A 17,762-nucleotide genomic window follows, 5' to 3' on the forward strand; every position below is an offset into this window, starting at 1 on the left:
GCGCCGATGGTACTGCAGGGGGGACCCTGTGGGAGAGTAGGACGCCGCCGAACAATTTTTCAGAGAAGCCCCGACCGGGAAACCGGTCGGGGCTTTTCGCATTTCCGGAGAAATTCCGGAGGCGATGACCAGGCTGACGTGGGGCCGTGCATGCCTACCCCGAGGGTGGGGTTCCGGACGAGGCGTGCATGTCGAATGGTGCGGTGGCTTCCTGAGCCCGGACACCTCTGTCGTGGCTGCGGCCGGTGAGGTCGAGGACGGGGAGGAGTGGTTCCTGCACGACTCCGTCGATGCGCGGTCCGGCGAGGTCCTTGGTGGGTTCGATACGCGCGGGGAGAACTCTTACGACTTCTGGCCACTCGGGGACGGCACGTGGCTCACCAGGGAACCGTCCGGGCACCCCGTCCGCTGGGCCGAATCCTGATGGTGCGGCGGGTGCCGCTACAGGCGGCCGGCGGCCTTGAGGGCGAGGTAGGTGTCGGCGAGGGCCGGGGGGAGGGCGTGGGGTGGGGCGTCGAGGACGGTGACGCCGTGGCGGGTGAGGAGGGCGGCGGTGCGGCGGCGGTCGGCGCGGGTCTGTTCGGCAGCGGCTGCGTGGTAGATGTCCGTCACGGTGCCGCGGGTGGTGGCGAGTTCGTCGAGGCGGGGGTCGGCGACGGCGGCCAGGACGACTTCGTGGTGCTTGGTGAGGAGGGGGAGGTGGGGGAGCAGCCCTTCCTCGATCGGGTGGGCGTCCAGGCCGGTGAAGAGGACCACCAGGGAGCGGTGGGGGGCCGTGCGGAGGGTGGTGGAGACCAGGGCGCGCAGGTCGGTCTCGACCAGGGCGGGCTGCAGGCCGGCCATCGCGTTGGTGACGGCGGGGAGGACCTCGCTGGGTGAGCGGCCGAGGACGGCGGCCCGGCGGTGGCGGTCGTGGGCGAGCAGGTCGACCCGGTCGCCCGCCTTGGTGGCGAGGGCGGTGAGCAGCAGGGCGGCGTCGAGTGCGGCGTCGAGCCGTGGCGCGTCGCCGACGCGGCCGGCGGAGGTGCGGCCGGTGTCGAGGACGAGCAGCAGGTGCCGGTCGCGTTCGGGGCGCCAGGTGCGGACGGCCACCGTGTGGCGGCGGGCGCTGGCGCGCCAGTCGATGGAGCGGACGTCGTCGCCGGGCAGGTACTCACGCAGGGAGTCGAACTCGGTGCCCTGGCCCCGGGCGAGCACGGAGGTGCGGCCGTCGAGTTCGCGCAGGCGGGCGAGCCGGGAGGGGAGGTGCTTGCGGCTGAGGAAGGGCGGCAGGGCGCGCAGGGTCCAGGGGGAGTGGTGGGAGCCCTGGCGGGCGGCCAGGCCGAGCGGGCCGGTGGAGCGGATGGTCACGCGGTGGGCGTGGTGGTCGCCCCGGCGGGTGGGGGCGAGTGGGGTGGTGAGGCGGCGGCTCTCCCCGGCGGGGACGGTGAGGGTGTGCCGGGAGGCTTCGTACGAGGTGCCGGGGGCCCAGGCGGACGGGGGCCAGGCGTCGCGGACGGCGGCGCGCAGGGGGCGGTTGGCGGGGTTGGTGAGGAGGAGCTGGACCTCGGCCGGTTCGCCGAGGCGGGTGCTGGTGGCTCCGCCGCGGGTGAGCCGGAGGGAGCGGACCGGGGCGGCCAGGGCGAGGTCGGTGAGGATGCCGAGCAGGAGGACGGCGCTGACCGTGCCGATGCCCGCCCAGGAGGGCAGCAGCAGGCCCACGACCAGGGCGCCGAGGGCGGCGAGGAGGGCGGTGCGGCCGGTCAGGGCCATGGGCTGGGGCTCCTAGGGAGGGGAGGGACGGTTCAAGCGGCGCGAGGGGGCGGGCGGTTCGGGCGGTGAGGCCCCTGCGGGCGGGCGGTGGCTGGTCGCGCAGTTCCCCGCGCCCCTTCCTGGCCCGCCGTCGGCGAGGCCGGAGGCCGGAGGCCCCTGCCCCGGTCGGGCCTGGCGTCGTCGAGGGCGGGTCAGCGCGGGGCGGGGGTCTGGGCGAGGACGGACTGGATGACGGAGTCTGCGGTGATGCCCTCCATCTCCGCCTCGGGGCGGAGTTGGATGCGGTGGCGCAGGGTGGGGAGGGCGAGGGCCTTGACGTCGTCGGGGGTGACGTAGTCGCGGCCGGCCAGCCAGGCCCAGGCGCGGGAGGTGGCGAGCAGGGCGGTGGCGCCGCGGGGGGAGACGCCGTTGGCCAGGGAGGGCGAGGTGCGGGTGGCGCGGCAGAGGTCGACCACGTAGCCGAGGATCTCGGGGGAGACGGTGAGTCCGGCCAGTTCGGCGCGGGCGGCGGCGAGGTCGGCGGGCCCGGCGACCGGGCGGACCCCGGCGGCGGCGAGGTCGCGCGGGTCGAAGCCGGCGGCGTGCCGGGTGAGTACCTGGAACTCCTGCTCGCGGGTGGGCAGCGGGAGGATCAGCTTGAGCAGGAAGCGGTCGAGCTGGGCCTCGGGCAGGGGGTAGGTGCCCTCGTACTCGACCGGGTTCTGGGTGGCGGCGACCAGGAAGGGTTCGGGGAGCGGACGCGGGGTGCCGTCGACGGTGACCTGGTGCTCCTCCATGGCCTCGAGCAGGGAGGCCTGGGTCTTGGGCGGGGTGCGGTTGATCTCGTCGGCGAGCAGCAGGTTGGTGAAGACCGGGCCGGGCTGGAAGGAGAACTCGGCGGTGCGGGCGTCGTAGACCAGGGAGCCGGTGACGTCGCCGGGCATCAGGTCGGGGGTGAACTGGACGCGCTTGGTCTCCAGTGAGAGCGCGGTGGACAGGGTGCGGACCAGGAGGGTCTTGGCGACGCCGGGGACGCCCTCGAGCAGGACGTGGCCGCCGCAGAGCAGGGCGACGACCAGGCCGGTGACGGCGGCGTCCTGGCCGACCACGGCCTTGGCGATCTCGGTGCGCAGGGCGGTCAGCGCCTCGCGCGGGGAGACGGCCGCCTCGCGCGGGGAGGCGACGGTGGTAGCGGGCTCGGTCACGGCTGTCGTACCTGTCTTTCGAGGGCGTCGAGGCTGTCGGCAAGGCGCAGCAGGGCGGTGTCGTCGGTGGGCGCGGGGCCGTAGAGGACGGTGTGGAGTTCGGCGGCGGGCCGGTCGAGGCGGTCGGCGGCAGTGGCGCACAGGGCGGTGGGGTCGGGTTCGCCGGCGGTGAGCGGCAGGCGCAGGGCGCCGGCCAGGCGGTGGCGGGTGGCGGTGCGCAGGGCCTCGGCGGCGCGGCCGCGGGCGTTGGCGCGCCGGTAGAGCCGGGCTCGGCCTTCGGTGGTCTCGGTGGCGCGGACGACGGCGGGGAGCTGCTCGGTGACGACGGGGCCGAGGCGGCGGGCACGCCAGGCGGCGGCGAGCAGGGCGGCGATGCCGAGCTGGAGGGTGGCCCAGAGCCAGCCGCGGGGGAGGTAGTCGGTGAGGGTGTGCTGCTGGGCGGCGGGCCGGGCGGTGGCGGTGTCGGGGAGGTACCAGGCGAGCTTGGGGTGGGCGCCGAGCAGGCCGAGGGCCAGGGCGGCGTTGCCGGTGTGGGCGAGGCGCTCGTTGGTGAGCAGGCGGCCGCTGCCGAGGAGGACGGTGTCGCTGCCGTCGGGGCCGGGGTGCTGGACGAGTGGGTGGTCGCCTTGGCGGGGGTAGCAGCCGAGGTCGTCGGGGCCGGGCCGGTAGAGGAGGCCGCCGAGTTCGGCGCGTCCGGCGCGGCCGGCCTCGGGGAGGGCGCAGCCGGGTGCGGTCTCGGCGGAGGCGAGGGCCCCCGGGAGGCCGTCCTGGTCGGTGGGGAGGGTGACGGTGGGGGCCAGGGCGCGCAGGGCGTTCTGCTGGGCGGCGATGAGCACCAGGCGGGTGCGGGCGGTGCGGGCGGGGGTGCCGAGGCGGTCGAGCTGGGTCTGGGTGAGCAGGTCGGGCTCGGGGAGGACGACGGTGGTGTCGGGGGTGGTGAGGGCGTCGGCGAGGTCGCCGGGGCCGGATATCTCCCGGACGCTGACGCCTTGGTGGCGCAGCAGTTGGACGGCGGCGTGGGCGCCGTCGGGGTCGGTGGAACGGGGGTCGAGCGGCGGGTAGTCCCGGTGGGTGCCGAGCCCGGTGATGAGGAGGGCGGCGAGCAGCAGGGCGGTGGTGAAGGCCAGGTACCAGCGGCCGCGTCGCCAGAGGCCGCGGCCGGTGGGGGCGAGGGTGGTGCCCTCGGTGGTCATGGCGCTCATGCGGGGCCTCCGCCGACGGGGGTGGGGCGGGTGGCGGTGAGGGCCCGGTCGAGGTCGGCCAGGTGCTGGTAGGCGGCCTGGTCGGCGGTGTGCCGCCCGTAGGCGATGGCGTCGAAGCTGCGGGCGGCGGCGGTGAGTGCGGCGGCGTGGGCGGGCAGGGCGCGGCCTGCTTCGGCGGCGGCTTCGTCGGCGGTGCGGCCGGGGCGGGGCTCGAGCAGGGCGCGCTCCTCGAGGGAGCGGACCAGGGCGCGCATCTGTTCGCGGACGGCCTCGGACCAGGCGCCGGCGGTGGCGTGGGCGGCGGCCGCGGCCCGGTGCTGTGCGGCGGTGCGGGGGCCGGTGGTGGTGAAGAGGGCGGCCGAGCGGGCCTCGCGGCGGGGCGCGCCGAGGCGTCCGCGCAGGGCGAGGATCAGTACGGTGGCGGCGATCAGGGCGAGGACGACGCCGGTGGTGCCGCTGTGGCTCGCGGAGCCGAGGCCGCTGAGGGCGTGGTCGAGCTGTTCGCCGAGCCAGTTCATGACGCGTTGCGGCAGGCTCGGGTCGTGCCGGTGGTAGGCCGGGTTGAGCAGTTCCTGCTGGGCGGCGTCCCGCGCGGTGTCCCGGTCGACCGTGACCGGGACACCGCTCGCGAGCGATGCCCACCCCCCGTGGTTCGGCATCCGGTTCAGGCTCCCGGCGCTGCTGGGTGGGGGATGGTGGCGCCGGGGAGGCCGGCGGCGCGGGCGAGCTCGAGGTCGAGGGCCTCGCGGCGGATGCGCTGGTCCACGTAGAGCAGCACGTTGATCGCGGCGGTGACCGGGGTGGTGACGGTGGAGGAGATGATGCCGCCGATGGCGGAGCACAGGATGACGGCGGGGCCGAGGCTGTTGCCGTCCCAGTTGTCGGTCTGGCTGAAGGCGACGGCCACGCCGATCATGGTGAACGGCGCCAGGATGATCATGCTGACGATGGCCAGCAGGACCTGGCCGAGCACCGTGATTCCGAAGATCCGCCACCAGGAGCCCTTCACCAGGCGCCGGGAGCGGGCCAGTGCGGCGCGTACGCCCTGCTTCTCGAGCATCAGGGCGGGGGCGGCCAGGCTCAGCCGGACGGCGAGCCAGAGGGCGACGGGGAGGGCGGCGAGGACGGGCAGGGCGAGCAGCGTGATGGTGCCCGGGTCGTGGTTCTTGTACAGCAGGGTGAGGATCAGCGGCAGGCCGCCGAGCAGCATGGTGCCCGCGGTGATCAGCAGGACGAGCGCGGTGACGCCGAGCAGCCGGAGCAGCTGGGGCCGGGCGGCGGTCCAGGCGCCGGCCAGCGAGATGGGCTGGCCGAGCACGGCCTTGCTGACCACGATGGTGAGCAGGCCCGCGACGAAGACCCCGATCAGCAGGTCCAGCGGGACGGTCACGACGTAGGCGATCTGCGGCAGGGTGTCGTCCGGGCGCGCGTACTGCCAGAGCGAGACGAGCGCGTTGAGGGTCTGGACGACCACGGCGACGCCGAAGGAGAGGCCGAACGCGGCGCGCCAGTGCGAGCGGACCGAGGAGACGGCGCCGTCCAGGATCTCGCCGAGGCCGAGCGGCCGCAGCGGGATGACGCCGGGCCTGGGGCTGGGCGGTGCGGTCCAGCCGGGGTGGCCGCCCCAGCCGGGCTGCTGGCCCCAGCCGGGTTGCTGGCCCCAGCCCGGCTGCGGACCCCAGCCCGGCTGGGGTCCGGGCGGCGGGCCGACGGGCGTTACGGCGTCCTGCGGGGCGCCGGGGGCGGGTGGTGCCGACGACCCGGCGGCCTCGTGGGGTGGCTCGGGCGAGCTGGGCGGTGCCCAGCCCGGGGTGTCGGTCATCACTGCTCCTGAAGTGCCGGCTGCTGAGGTGCCTGAGGTGCCTGAGGGGCGGACGTGCGGGCACCGGCCCGTACGTGCGCCCATCGTGCCATGGTGGGTCCGGGCTGCCGAGGGCCGCTGCCCGGCTGGGTGCGCGGCCGGGGGGTTTGCGCCGGTATGACCGACTGGGTGGCCGCTTCCACGCCGAAATGGCACGGCTGTGCGGCAGGTCACAAACCGGTAATGAGAGGATGGAGCCATGAAGGGACGCGTCCTCGTCGTTGATGACGACACCGCACTGGCCGAGATGTTGGGCATCGTGCTGCGTGGTGAGGGTTTTGAGCCGTTTTTCGTCGCGGATGGGGACAAGGCACTAGCCGCGTTCCGGGAGACCAAGCCTGACCTGGTCCTCCTCGACCTGATGCTGCCGGGGCGGGACGGTATCGACGTCTGCCGCCAGATCCGGTCGGAGTCGGGGGTGCCGATCGTGATGCTGACGGCCAAGACCGACACCGTCGACATCGTGGTGGGTCTGGAGTCCGGTGCCGACGACTATGTCGTGAAGCCGTTCAAGCCCAAGGAGCTGGTGGCCCGGGTCCGGGCGCGGCTGCGCCGCGCCGAGGAGCCGACGCCGGAGCAGCTGACCATCGGTGACCTGGTGATCGATGTGGCGGGGCACTCCGTCAAGCGCGAGGGCCGGGGCATCCCGCTGACCCCGCTGGAGTTCGACCTGCTGGTCGCGCTGGCCCGCAAGCCCTGGCAGGTGTTCACCCGCGAGGTGCTGCTCGAGCAGGTCTGGGGCTACCGGCACGCGGCGGACACCCGCCTGGTCAACGTCCACGTGCAGCGCCTGCGCTCGAAGATCGAGAAGGACCCGGAGCGCCCGGAGATCGTCGTGACCGTCCGCGGCGTCGGCTACAAGGCCGGGCCCAGCTGACGTGAGGCACCAGACTGACGACTCCCCGTCGGGCCCGGCCGCCGACGGGGAGGCCGCTGTGCGCGGGGACGTGCTGAGCTCGACCACCCAGGGCCGTGCGCCCCGGCGTGGGCCGGCCGCGCTGCTCGCGCTGGTGGCCCGTCAGCTGCGCCGCCCGCTGCACCGGGTGCGGGCGCTCTACCAGCGCTCGATCCAGGTGCGGGTGGTGGCTGCGACGCTGCTGCTCTCGCTGGCCGTGGTGCTGGTGCTCGGCGTGGTGGTCGTCGCCCAGGTGCGGGCCGGGCTGCTCGGCACCAAGCGGGCGGCGGCGGAGAGCCAGGCCAACGGCGGCTTCCAGATCGAGCAGGAGAAGATCAACGAAGCCGTCAACCTGCAGGCCAAGGCGGGCGGGGCCACCGACCCGACCAAGGACGAGCTCAGCACTTGGCTGATCAAGCAGGTCTCCGACCTGGCCAGCGGCGGCGCCGGGGTGTACTCGGTGATCGCGCTGGTGCCGCAGACCGACCAGCAGGCGAGCGCCTCCAGCGCGGGCCTGCGCGGCGCCTGGTACTCGGGCAACATCCTGCCCAGCTCCATCTCGCCCAAGCTGCGCCAGCAGGTCGCGGCGGATCCGAGCCGCCCGCACGAGCAGACCAGCGAGATCCAGCGCGGCGCGGAGAACGGCAAGGGCCCGCACAGCGAGCCCGGTCTGGTGGTCGGCAAGCAGTTCACCGGGCCGGGGCAGAGCAAGGACGACCGGTACCAGCTGTACTACGTCTTCTCCTTCGGGCAGGAGACCGACACCCTGGGCCTGGTGACCGGCACGCTGGCCACGGCCGGGGTGTTCGTGGTGATCCTGCTCGGCGGCATCGCCTGGGTGGTGGTGCGCCAGGTCGTCACACCGGTGCGGATGGCCGCCGGGATCTCCGAGCGGGTGGCCGCGGGCCACCTCGAGGAGCGGATGAAGGTCACCGGCACCGACGACATCGCCCGCCTGGGCGACGCGTTCAACCGGATGGCCAACGGCCTGCAGGCGCAGATCCGCCAGCTGGAGGAGCTCTCCCGGGTGCAGCGGCGGTTCGTCTCGGACGTCTCGCACGAGCTGCGCACCCCACTGACCACCGTCCGGATGGCGGCGGACCTGATCTACGACAGCCGCGAGGACCTGGACCCGATGGCGGCCCGCTCGGCGGAGCTGCTGCAGGGCCAGCTGGACCGCTTCGAGTCGCTGCTCGCCGACCTGCTGGAGATCAGCCGGTTCGACGCGGGCGCCGCGATCCTGGACGCCGAGCCGGTGGACCTGCGCGACATCGTGCAGCGGGTGATCGAGGCGGCCGACCCGCTGGCGCAGGCCAAGGGCAGCGCCGTGATCGTGCGGGGCGCCGAGGAGCCGGTGGTGGCCGAGGTCGACCCGCGCCGGATCGAGCGCATCCTGCGCAACCTGGTGGTCAACGCCCTGGAGCACGGCGAGGGCCGGGACGTGGTGGTCCAACTCGGCTCGCGCGACGGCGCCGTGGCGGTCGGCGTCCGGGACTACGGCATCGGGCTCAAGCCCGGCGAGGCCTCCCGGGTCTTCCACCGATTCTGGCGGGCCGACCCCTCCCGGGTGCGGACCACCGGCGGCACCGGCCTCGGGCTGTCCATCGCGGTGGAGGACGCGCACCTGCACGGCGGCTGGCTGCAGGCCTGGGGCGAGCCCGGCGGCGGCTCGCACTTCCGCCTCACCCTGCCGCGCACCCGTGGCGGCGAGATCTCCCGGGCGCCGTTCCGGCTGGAGCCGGAGGACTCCCGGCACAACCGGGGCCTCGGCTCGCCCGGCACCCCGTACCGGCGGATGAACCGCCCGGCCGGGGCGACGGCGATCACGGCGGGCGGCGAGAGCGGCCGGCCGGTGGAGAGCCCGGAGACGCCGGACACCCCGCAGCCGGGCTTCGGCAGCGGGCTGGGCGGCGTACTGAGCATCGGCCCGGGGCTGGGCAAGCTGCCCCCGACGCCGGTCTCCGACCCCTCGGACGTCCGCGCCGCGGCGGCGGGGTACGGTGCCACCGGCGCGCAGGTCGTGGTGGGGCCGGCCGCCGGCCCGGTGGCGGACAGCGAGACGGAGGGGGCCCACGATGGCGAGGACGAGCCGCAAGGCTGACCGGCGGCTGCTCCTGGCCGCGTGGACGGGGCTGGTCACGCTGCTCGCCTCGGGCTGCGCGGCCATGCCCTCCGACGGCGCGCCGCAGGCGGTCAACCTGCCGCAGAACGCCGGCGCGGAGAACCTGCAGGTACGGGTCTTCCCGGTCGAACCGCACCCGGGCGCGGACCCGGGCGACGTGCTGACCGGCTTCCTCACCGCCTCCAACGCGGACGAGCCCGACTTCGGCACCGCGCTGAAGTACCTCACCCAGGGGGCCCGCGACCGCTGGAAGCCGGACGCCGGTGTGGTCGTGCTCGACCACACCGTGACCAGCCCGGTGCACACCCCCGAACCGGCGGACGTGACGGAGGACTACACCGTCCTGGGCAACCAGGTCGCCAGGCTGGACGACAAGCACACCTACCGGGACTCGGTGCCCGCGGTGAGCTACCCCCAGTCCTTCACCCTGGTGAAGGAGACCGAGGGCCGGGACAAGGGCGAGTGGCGGATCTCCAAGCTGCCGGACGGCCTGATCATCGACCTGACCAACTTCAAGAACGGCTACCGGCAGGTCCACCGCTACTTCTACGCGGCGCCGGACAGCTCCGGGCCCGACCAGAACCGGCCGCTGGTGCCGGACCCGATCTACGTGCGGCGGCGAATAGACCCGCTCACGGCCGCCGCGCAGGCCCTCCTCGACGGGCCGTCGAAGTGGCTGGCGCCCGCCGTGGAGACCTACTTCCACGGCGTGGGGCTGGTCGGGCCGGTGTCGGTGAACGACAGTCAGGCGGCCGCGGTGAGGGTGAACATCGCCGACTTCAACGCCCAGTCCGGACTGTGCGTCAAGATGGCGGACCAGCTCTTCTACACCCTGGCCGACCAGCTGAAGCGTCAGCTGGACCGGCTCACGCTCTCCGGGGCCAGGGGCAGCTGCACGGTGGACTCCTCCGAGGCCCAGAAGCACGCCCCCGGGATGCTGGCCGGCTCGGCCGCGGCCGACCCGTACTACCTGCTGGACAACGGCCAGCTGATGCAGCCCCAGGCCGACGGCGGCGGCAAGCAGGTGCCCGGGCCGCTCGGCAAGGCGCTGGCCCCGGCGGCGGCGCCGGCCGTGCTGGCGGTGCGCCGGGACGGCCAGGTGGCGGCCGTGGTGAACTCCGACCGCACCAAGCTGGCCGTGACCGCGCTGGACCGGGACGCCAAGCCCGGGACGCCGGTGGTCACTTCGCACGACGGCGGGAGTGCCCGGGACCGCGGCCTGTCCACCCCGAGCTGGGACGGCCGGCAGAACCTGTGGGTGATCGACCGCGACCCCGCCGCCCGGCGGGTGCTGATGGTCCGGGACCGGACGGTCGTTCCGGTGACGGTGAACGGGCTGGGCGGCAAGCTGCCGACGGAGCTGCGGATCTCCTCCGACGGCACCCGGCTGGCGCTGCTCACCGAGGACGGCTCCGGCGCGCCCTCGCTCCTGCTCGGCCTGGTGGTGCACGGGGGCACGGCGGAGGACCCGGAGCTGACCGTCACCGGACTGCGCCCGCTGGCACCGCAGTTGACCGACATCCTCTCCTTCAGCTGGGCGGACACCGACCAGCTGCTGGTGCTCGGCAAGGAGCGGGACAAGCTGCGCCAGCTGTACTACGTGGGCACGGACGGCTCGCAGAGCAGCGACGCCCTGCAGTCCGGTGGCGACTCGATGAGCTCCGTCTCCGCCACCGAGGCGGCCGGCGGCACCGACACTCCGCCGGCGGTGCTCGGCACCTCCTCGACCAAGCAGATCTACCGTCTGGTCGGCGGCCAGTGGCAGGAACTGATCACCCAGGGCCAGGGGCGGCTCTTCACCTACCCGGGCTGACGGCCCCTCCGGCGGCGGGTCGCGGCCACCGTCGCGGCGGCGGCCGGCGGGCGGCCGTGGGCCCGCAGCGCGCGGGCGGCCTCGGCCAGGCTGGCGCCCGCGGTCACCAGGTCGTCGACCAGGACGAGCGGGTACGGGGGCAGCCGCGCGGCGCGGACGGCGAGCGCGCCGGACAGATTGCGCCGCCGCTGCTCGGCGCCCAGACCCGCCTGGTCGGCCACGGCGCGGTTGTGCCGCAGCACCGGGGCGACCCTGGCCGGGCACCCGGAGCGCCGCAGCTCACGGGCGGCGGCGCGGGCCAGCCGCAGCGTCGCGTCGTGCCCCCGGGCCCGGACGGCCCGCCGCGCCGAGGGCATCGGCACCAGCACCACCGGCCCCGCCGCCCCCTGCTCCCGCAGCGCCGACCGCACGGCCCCCGCCAGCGCCCGCCCCAGCGGCCCGGCCAGGCGCACCGCCCCCCGCTCCTTGTGCGCGAGCAGCAGCTGCCGCACCGGATCGGCGTACTCGCCCGCGGCGTGCAACGGCGGCAGCCCGCCTGGCGCCGGCCGCGGCCCGGCCGGCCCCGCCCGCAGCGTAGCGAGCACCCCGGCACAGCGCGCGCAGAGCTGACTGCGCCCGGCACGGCACCCCGCGCAGGGCGTGGGGAGCAGCAGGTCGAGCAGGGCGGGCACGGCTCCTCCGGGGGGTCGGACGGGTACGGAGAGTGAGCCAAACGGTGGGCCGTCTGGGGTGTGTTGTCCAGATCTTTACTGGTATTTCACCCGCAGGAGGGTAAACAGTGGGGAACAGCCGGAGGCTCCGCCCAGCTTCGCCAGCTCGTTCGACTGGGGAGGCGAAAACCTCGCGTGAGGTGTTCCATAAGGCCACAAGGGGTTTCCCGCGTCCCTGGTGGGGAGGAAGTGAGGTGAGGGCCGGCGGGCTGGTCCGGCTGGGTCTCAGCCGTACCCGGTGATCCGGGTCGGCGTCAGCACGAGGGATCGGAGTTCTGCGTGGACATCGTCGTCAAGGGCCGCAAGACCGAGGTGCCCAAGAGGTTCCGCGAGCACGTGGCCGAGAAGCTGGAGAAGGTCCAGAAGTTCGACGGCAAGGTGATCAGCCTCGACGTCGAGGTGTCCAAGGAGCACAACCCGCGCCAGGCCGACCGGTCCGAGCGGGTGGAGATCACTCTTCGTACCCGCGGTCCGGTGATCCGAGCCGAGGCCGCCGCCGCGGACCCGTACGCGGCACTCGACCTGGCCTCGGCCAAGCTCGACGCGCAGCTGCGCAAGTCGGCCGACCGTCGCCGGGTGCACAAGGGCGCCACCGGCAGCCACGCTCCCATCAGTGTCGGGGAGGCCACGGCCGCGCTGGCCGGCCTGCCCGAGGGTGAGCGGCCCGCCGGCGTGAACGGCGCCGTCAAGAAGATCAAGATGGGTTCCCTGGAGGTGGAGGGCGACGGCCCGCTCGTCGTCCGCGAGAAGACGCACCACGCCGGGCCGATGGCGCTGGACCAGGCGCTGTACGAGATGGAGCTCGTCGGCCACGACTTCTACCTGTTCGTGGAGAAGGACAGCGGTCTGCCCAGCGTGGTCTACCGCCGCCACGGCTACCACTACGGCGTCATCCACCTGGCGACCGACGGCACGATCACCGATGAGGCGAGCGGCGCCGGTGGCGCGATCGGGGAGACCGACGCGAGCTGACGGCACCGACAGTTGACGAGTGACCCCGGAGGCCAGGAGACTCCGGGGTCACCCAGCTGGGCGGGTTGACGCCGGAGGGTGATCGGGGGACGGGTCGGCCGTGGAATGATGGGCCGACAGCGACCGGTGACCGGGAGGGGCGGAGTGGGGGAGAACACGCGGGGCCTGCGGCCAGGGGCCGGGGAGGGCGAGGACGGCTACGAGCGGTCCGGCCACTTGGCGCACCGCGGCGAGCCGATCCGCGTCCTGGTGGTCGACGATCACGCGCTCTTCCGCCGCGGCCTGGAGATCGTCCTCGCCGAGGAGGAGGACATCAAGGTCGTCGGCGAGGCGGGGGACGGCGCGGAGGCGGTGCTCAAGGCGGCCGACCTGCTGCCGGACATCATCCTGATGGACGTGCGGATGCCCCGGCGCAGCGGGATCGAGGCCTGTACCGCGATCAAGGACGTGGCCCCGAGCGCGAAGATCATCATGCTGACGATAAGCGACGAGGAAGCCGACCTCTACGAGGCGATCAAGGCCGGGGCGACCGGCTACCTGCTCAAGGAGATCTCCACCGACGAGGTGGCCACCGCGATCCGGGCGGTGGCCGACGGCCAGTCGCAGATCAGCCCCTCGATGGCCTCCAAACTGCTCACCGAGTTCAAGTCGATGATCCAGCGCCGCTCCGACGACCGGGACTTGGTGCCCGCGCCGCGGCTGACGGACCGTGAGCTGGAGGTGCTCAAGCTGGTCGCGACCGGGATGAACAACCGGGAGATCGCCAAGGAGCTGTTCATCAGCGAGAACACCGTGAAGAACCACGTCCGCAACATCCTGGAGAAGCTGCAGCTGCACTCCCGGATGGAGGCCGTGGTCTACGCGATGCGGGAGAAGATCCTCGAAATAGGGTGATCAGCCCGGATCAGCCCGGATCAGCCCAGGAGTTCCGCCAGCGCCGGGCGGAGCGACTCGTCGGTGAGGCGCTCCACGCGCACGCTCTCGCAGCCGACCCACTCGGCGGCCTCACGCAGTGCCCGGGCGAGGGCGGGCAGGTGGGCGGCGCCGTGCTCGGGGCCGTGCAGGGAGACCTGACGGGCCACCAGGGTCTTGCCCTCGCGGGCCGGGTCGACCCGGCCGACCAGGCGGCCACCCGCCAGCAGCGGCATCGCGAAGTAGCCGTGCTCGCGCTTGTGCTTGGGGGTGTAGGCCTCCAGCCGGTGCGTCATGCCGAAGATCCGCTCGGTGCGCGGCCGCTCCCAGACCAGCGAGTCGAAGGGCGAGAGCAGCGTGGTGCGGTGGCGCCCGCGCGGGGCGGCGGCCAGCGCGGCCGGATCGGCCCAGGCCGGGGCCGCCCAGCCCTCGACCTCGACCGGCACCAGGCCCGAGTCGGGCAGCGCCTGGTCGAACAGCCGGGCCCCCAGGCGGTAGTAGTCCATCAGGTCGGACCGGGTGGCCACCCCGAGGGCGCTGCCGGCCTGCGCGATCAGCTGCCGGGCGCACTCGGCGTCGCCCGGCTCCTGCCCGTACAGCTCGGCGGGGACGGCCCGCTCGGCCAGGTCGTAGACCCGCTTCCAGCTGCGCCGCTCGGTGCAGACCACGTCGCCGAAGGCGAGCGCCCGCTCGACGGCGATCTTGGCGTCCGACCAGTCCCACCACTCGCCGGTGCGCTTGGCGCCGCCCAGGTCGGTCGAGGTCAGCGGGCCCTCGGCGCGCAGGCGCGCCAGCACTCCCTCGTACGCCTCGGCGCTGACCCGGTGGTCCCAGACGCCGCCCTTGGCGCGGTAGGCCCGGCGGCGGAAGGCGAACAGCGGCCACTCGCCCATCGGCAGCACGCAGGCCGCGTGCGACCAGTACTCGAAGGTCTCACCCGACCCCCAGAGCGCCCGCTCCACGGCCGGGCGGCCGACGGCGCCCAGACGTGCGTACGGCACCAGCTCGTGCGAGCGGGCCAGCACCGAGATGGTGTCGAGCTGGACGGCGCCCAGCGCGCGCAGCACCCCGGGCACGCCGGCCCGCCGGTCGGGTGCGCCCAGCAGCCCCTGCGCGCGCAGCGCGATCAGGCGGGCTTCGTCGGCGGAGAGGGTCAGAGCTGTCATGGCGGGCAGGCTACGCGGCGGTACTGACAGCGCGGCCGGGAACCAACCGGGGGTGCCGGTCGTACAAGGCAGCACGAGGGGTCCGAACGGTGACCGTTTTGCCCCACCCGGCGCTGCTATCTGCGCATGTGCACTCAGGGGTGACACGGGAATACCGTGCTGACGCACCTCCCGGCGCGTCGGCCTCCTCGCATACGATGACCCGTACGGTGGGGTAACCCCACCCGCAGTCGTCCAGAGCCGACCCAGGCAAGGAGCTAGCCCTAGTGTCCGTCTTCGACAAGATCCTGCGCGCAGGCGAGGGCAAGATCCTCCGCAAGCTGCAGCGGATTGCCGCCCAGGTCAACTCCATCGAAGAGGACTTCGTCAACCTCACCGACGACGAGCTGCGCGCGCTGACCGACGAGTTCCGCGGCCGCCTGGCCGACGGGCAGACGCTTGACGACATCCTCCCCGAGGCCTTCGCCGCCGTCCGTGAGGCGGCCAAGCGGGTGCTCGGCCAGCGCCACTACGACGTCCAGCTGATGGGTGGTGCCGCGCTGCACCACGGCTACGTCGCCGAGATGCGCACCGGCGAGGGCAAGACCCTGGTCGGCACCCTGCCCGCGTACCTGAACGCGCTCACCGGCAAGGGCGTCCACCTGATCACCGTCAACGACTACCTCGCCGAGCGCGACTCGGAGTGGATGGGCCGGGTGCACCGCTTCCTCGGCCTCAAGGTCGGCTGCATCCTGGCCAACATGTCGCCCGCCGAGCGCCGCGAGCAGTACGCCTGCGACATCACGTACGGCACCAACAACGAGTTCGGCTTCGACTACCTGCGCGACAACATGGCCTGGTCGCAGGAGGAGCTCGTCCAGCGCGGCCACAACTTCGCCGTGGTCGACGAGGTCGACTCGATCCTGATCGACGAGGCCCGTACCCCGCTGATCATCTCCGGCCCGGCCGACCAGGCCACCAAGTGGTACAGCGACTTCGCCAAGCTGGTGCTGCGCCTCAAGATCGACCGCGACTACGAGGTCGACGAGAAGAAGCGCACCGTCGGCGTGCTCGAGGAGGGCGTCAGCCGGGTCGAGGACTACCTCGGCATCGACAACCTCTACGAGTCGGTCAACACCCCTCTCGTCGGGTTCCTGAACAACGCCATCAAGGCGAAGGAGCTCTACAAGAAGGACAAGGACTACGTCGTGATGAACGGCGAGGTCATGATCGTCGACGAGCACACCGGCCGTATCCTGGCCGGCCGTCGCTACAACGAGGGCATGCACCAGGCCATCGAGGCGAAGGAGGGGGTGGAGGTCCAGAACGAGAACCAGACGCTGGCCACCATCACCCTGCAGAACTTCTTCCGCCTGTACGACAAGCTCTCCGGCATGACCGGTACCGCCACCACCGAGGCGGCCGAGTTCCACCAGATCTACAAGCTCGGTGTCGTCCCGATCCCGACCAACAAGACGCCGCTGCGCATCGACCAGCCGGACCTGATCTACAAGTCCGAGCCGGCCAAGTTCGCGGCCGTGGTCGAGGACATCGTGGAGAAGCACGAGAAGGGCCAGCCGGTGCTGGTCGGCACCGTGTCGGTCGAGAAGTCCGAGTACCTCTCGCAGGAGCTGCGCAAGCGCGGCGTGCCGCACGAGGTGCTCAACGCCAAGCACCACGAGCGCGAGGCGCAGATCGTCGCCCAGGCCGGGCGCAAGGGCGCCGTCACCGTCGCCACCAACATGGCCGGCCGTGGCACCGACATCATGCTGGGCGGCAACGCCGAGCACCTGGCCGCCGCCGAGCTGGCCCAGCGCGGTCTGACCGCGCTGGACACCCCGGAGGAGTACGAGGCCGCGTTCCCGTCCGCCCTGGAGAAGGCCAAGGCCTCCGTCAAGGCGGAGCAGCTGGAGGTCCAGGAGCTGGGCGGCCTGTACGTGCTCGGCACCGAGCGCCACGAGTCCCGCCGGATCGACAACCAGCTGCGCGGCCGCTCCGGCCGTCAGGGTGACCCGGGCGAGTCCCGCTTCTACCTGTCGCTGGGCGACGACCTGATGCGCCTGTTCAAGGCCGGCATGGTCGAGCGCGTGCTCTCGATGGCCAACGTGCCCGAGGACGTGCCGATCGAGTCCAAGATGGTCACCCGCGCGATCGCCTCGGCGCAGACCCAGGTCGAGCAGCAGAACTTCGAGATCCGCAAGAACGTCCTCAAGTACGACGAGGTCCTCAACCGCCAGCGCGAGGTCATCTACGGCGAGCGCCGCCGCGTCCTCGAGGGCGAGGACCTGCAGGAGCAGGTCGGCCACTTCATGGACGACACCGTCGAGGCGTACGTCACCGCGGCGACCGGCGAGGGCTTCGAGGACGACTGGGACCTCGAGAAGCTCTGGACGGCGCTCAAGCAGCTCTACCCCGTGACCGTCGAGCTGGACGCGCTGGAGGAGGAGGCCGGCGGCTCGGCCGGCCTGACCCCCGAGTTCCTGGTCAAGACCGTCCAGGAGGACATCCAGGCGCAGTACGGCGCCCGCGAGGACCAGCTGGGCGCGGAGATCATGCGCGAGCTGGAGCGGCGCGTGGTGCTCTCGGTGCTCGACCGCCGCTGGCGTGAGCACCTCTACGAGATGGACTACCTCCAGGAGGGCATCGGCCTGCGGGCGATGGCCCAGCGCGACCCGCTGGTCGAGTACCAGCGTGAGGGCTTCGACATGTTCGGGGCCATGATGGAGGGCATCAAGGAGGAGTCCGTCGGCTACCTGTTCAACCTGGAGGTCCAGGTCGAGCAGCAGGTCGAGGAGGTCCCGGTGGTCGAGGGCGCTCTCGGGGACGCCTCGCAGGACGCCCGTCCGGAGATCAAGGCCAAGGGCCTGGAGGCTCCCAAGCCGCAGCGCCTGCACTACACCGCTCCGTCGGTGGACGGCGACGAGACGGTCGTCGAGGGCGACTTCTCGGAGGACGAGGGTGACGGGATGACCCGCGCCGAGCGCCGCAAGGCCGGGAAGCTCCGCAAGAAGAAGTAACCCTTCAGGAGTGCACCACCTGTAGTCGCACTGTCAGGGGCGCGGGGAACCGCGCGACCGACCAGCCACCTCCGTGGCGGGCCTCCTCGGCCACCAGGTCGAGCAGCCGCTGCTCGGCCTCGGCCTTGGTGTCCTTGGTGACCGGCAGGTGGTGGAACGGGATGCCGTACGACTCGG

General features: G+C 73.1%; 13 protein-coding genes and 1 pseudogene. 6 read left to right on the plus strand and 8 right to left on the minus strand.

Translation table 11 applies throughout. The annotated features are described in order from the left end of the window. Window positions 1-441 precede the first annotated feature (441 nt). From ABT095_RS37380 to ABT095_RS37400, 5 genes are all read right to left on the minus strand, one after another. Window positions 442-1,752, minus strand: coding sequence for a DUF58 domain-containing protein (locus tag ABT095_RS37380; RefSeq protein WP_350534083.1), 1,311 nt, complete (start codon window positions 1,750-1,752; stop codon window positions 442-444). A gap of 191 nt (window positions 1,753-1,943) precedes the next feature. Further along, window positions 1,944-2,936 (minus strand): AAA family ATPase, encoded by a 993-nt coding sequence (locus tag ABT095_RS37385; protein WP_350534084.1) that lies wholly within the window; start codon window positions 2,934-2,936, stop codon window positions 1,944-1,946. Continuing rightward, a complete protein-coding gene (locus tag ABT095_RS37390) occupies window positions 2,933-4,138 on the minus strand; it encodes a DUF4350 domain-containing protein (RefSeq protein WP_350534085.1) in 1,206 nt (401 codons plus the stop codon). The genes ABT095_RS37385 and ABT095_RS37390 overlap by 4 nt, the downstream gene beginning before the upstream one ends. Continuing rightward, window positions 4,135-4,797 carry a DUF4129 domain-containing protein gene (locus ABT095_RS37395; RefSeq protein ID WP_350534086.1) on the minus strand — a complete coding sequence of 221 codons (663 nt, stop codon included), beginning with the start codon at window positions 4,795-4,797 and terminating at the stop codon, window positions 4,135-4,137. The genes ABT095_RS37390 and ABT095_RS37395 overlap by 4 nt, the downstream gene beginning before the upstream one ends. 5 nt (window positions 4,798-4,802) lie before the next feature. After that, window positions 4,803-5,960, minus strand: coding sequence for a DUF7847 domain-containing protein (locus ABT095_RS37400; protein WP_350534087.1), 1,158 nt, complete (start codon window positions 5,958-5,960; stop codon window positions 4,803-4,805). Between the two features lie 238 nt (window positions 5,961-6,198). Here ABT095_RS37400 and mtrA point away from each other — a divergent pair, with 238 nt between their 5' ends. Genes mtrA through ABT095_RS37415 form a run of 3 tightly spaced genes read left to right on the plus strand, consistent with a single transcriptional unit; the run spans window position 6,199 to window position 10,829 of the window. Continuing rightward, the gene (gene mtrA, locus ABT095_RS37405; protein ID WP_104816374.1) at window positions 6,199-6,876 is read left to right on the plus strand and encodes an MtrAB system response regulator MtrA; all 678 of its coding nucleotides are present in this window, start codon (window positions 6,199-6,201) and stop codon (window positions 6,874-6,876) included. 1 nt (window position 6,877) lies between these two features. Next, on the plus strand, window positions 6,878-8,995 hold the full coding sequence (gene mtrB, locus ABT095_RS37410; protein WP_502885137.1) for an MtrAB system histidine kinase MtrB: 2,118 nt from the start codon (window positions 6,878-6,880) through the stop codon (window positions 8,993-8,995). Continuing rightward, on the plus strand, window positions 8,970-10,829 hold the full coding sequence (locus ABT095_RS37415) for an LpqB family beta-propeller domain-containing protein (protein ID WP_350534088.1): 1,860 nt from the start codon (window positions 8,970-8,972) through the stop codon (window positions 10,827-10,829). The genes mtrB and ABT095_RS37415 overlap by 26 nt, the downstream gene beginning before the upstream one ends. Here the strand turns inward: ABT095_RS37415 and ABT095_RS37420 are convergent. Then, window positions 10,817-11,500: a ComF family protein gene (locus ABT095_RS37420; RefSeq protein ID WP_350534089.1), complete on the minus strand. Its 684-nt coding sequence runs from the start codon at window positions 11,498-11,500 to the stop codon at window positions 10,817-10,819. The two genes, ABT095_RS37415 and ABT095_RS37420, sit on opposite strands and share 13 nt — an antisense overlap. A 318-nt stretch (window positions 11,501-11,818) precedes the next feature. On the opposite strand from ABT095_RS37420, the gene hpf reads away from it, so the two are divergent. Together hpf and ABT095_RS37430 are read left to right on the plus strand one after the other, a co-directional pair. Continuing rightward, the gene (gene hpf, locus ABT095_RS37425; RefSeq protein WP_350534090.1) at window positions 11,819-12,511 is read left to right on the plus strand and encodes a ribosome hibernation-promoting factor, HPF/YfiA family; all 693 of its coding nucleotides are present in this window, start codon (window positions 11,819-11,821) and stop codon (window positions 12,509-12,511) included. Between the two features lie 105 nt (window positions 12,512-12,616). Then, window positions 12,617-13,405, plus strand: a complete 789-nt coding sequence (locus ABT095_RS37430) for a response regulator (RefSeq protein ID WP_502885138.1) — start codon at window positions 12,617-12,619, stop codon at window positions 13,403-13,405. A 20-nt stretch (window positions 13,406-13,425) separates the two neighbouring features. Here the strand turns inward: ABT095_RS37430 and ABT095_RS37435 are convergent, their stop codons facing one another. Then, entirely contained in the window at window positions 13,426-14,589 is a 1,164-nt protein-coding gene (locus tag ABT095_RS37435; protein WP_350534091.1) for a winged helix-turn-helix domain-containing protein, read from the minus strand. A gap of 266 nt (window positions 14,590-14,855) precedes the next feature. Here ABT095_RS37435 and secA point away from each other — a divergent pair, with 266 nt between their 5' ends. Next, a complete protein-coding gene (secA, locus tag ABT095_RS37440; protein ID WP_350534092.1) occupies window positions 14,856-17,585 on the plus strand; it encodes a preprotein translocase subunit SecA in 2,730 nt (909 codons plus the stop codon). An 82-nt stretch (window positions 17,586-17,667) separates the two neighbouring features. On the opposite strand, the pseudogene purU reads toward secA, so the two are convergent. Beyond that, window positions 17,668-17,762 (minus strand): annotated as a pseudogene (gene purU, locus ABT095_RS37445) (formyltetrahydrofolate deformylase); the annotation flags it as partial.

The organism is Kitasatospora sp. NPDC002227 (assembly GCF_040296285.1).
In the GTDB taxonomy this organism is placed as follows: domain Bacteria; phylum Actinomycetota; class Actinomycetes; order Streptomycetales; family Streptomycetaceae; genus Kitasatospora.

Excerpts from the sequence above, each read along its gene's own strand:
- ABT095_RS37380 (WP_350534083.1), bottom strand. The coding sequence starts at position 1,752 with ATGGCCCTGACCGGCCGCACCGCCCTCCTCGCCGCCCTCGGCGCCCTG.
- ABT095_RS37390 (WP_350534085.1), bottom strand. The coding sequence starts at position 4,138 with ATGAGCGCCATGACCACCGAGGGCACCACCCTCGCCCCCACCGGCCGC.
- ABT095_RS37395 (WP_350534086.1), bottom strand. The coding sequence starts at position 4,797 with ATGCCGAACCACGGGGGGTGGGCATCGCTCGCGAGCGGTGTCCCGGTC.
- ABT095_RS37400 (WP_350534087.1), bottom strand. The coding sequence starts at position 5,960 with ATGACCGACACCCCGGGCTGGGCACCGCCCAGCTCGCCCGAGCCACCC.
- mtrA (WP_104816374.1), top strand. The coding sequence starts at position 6,199 with ATGAAGGGACGCGTCCTCGTCGTTGATGACGACACCGCACTGGCCGAG.
- ABT095_RS37415 (WP_350534088.1), top strand. The coding sequence starts at position 8,970 with ATGGCGAGGACGAGCCGCAAGGCTGACCGGCGGCTGCTCCTGGCCGCG.
- ABT095_RS37430 (WP_502885138.1), top strand. The coding sequence starts at position 12,617 with ATGATGGGCCGACAGCGACCGGTGACCGGGAGGGGCGGAGTGGGGGAG.
- ABT095_RS37435 (WP_350534091.1), bottom strand. The coding sequence starts at position 14,589 with ATGACAGCTCTGACCCTCTCCGCCGACGAAGCCCGCCTGATCGCGCTG.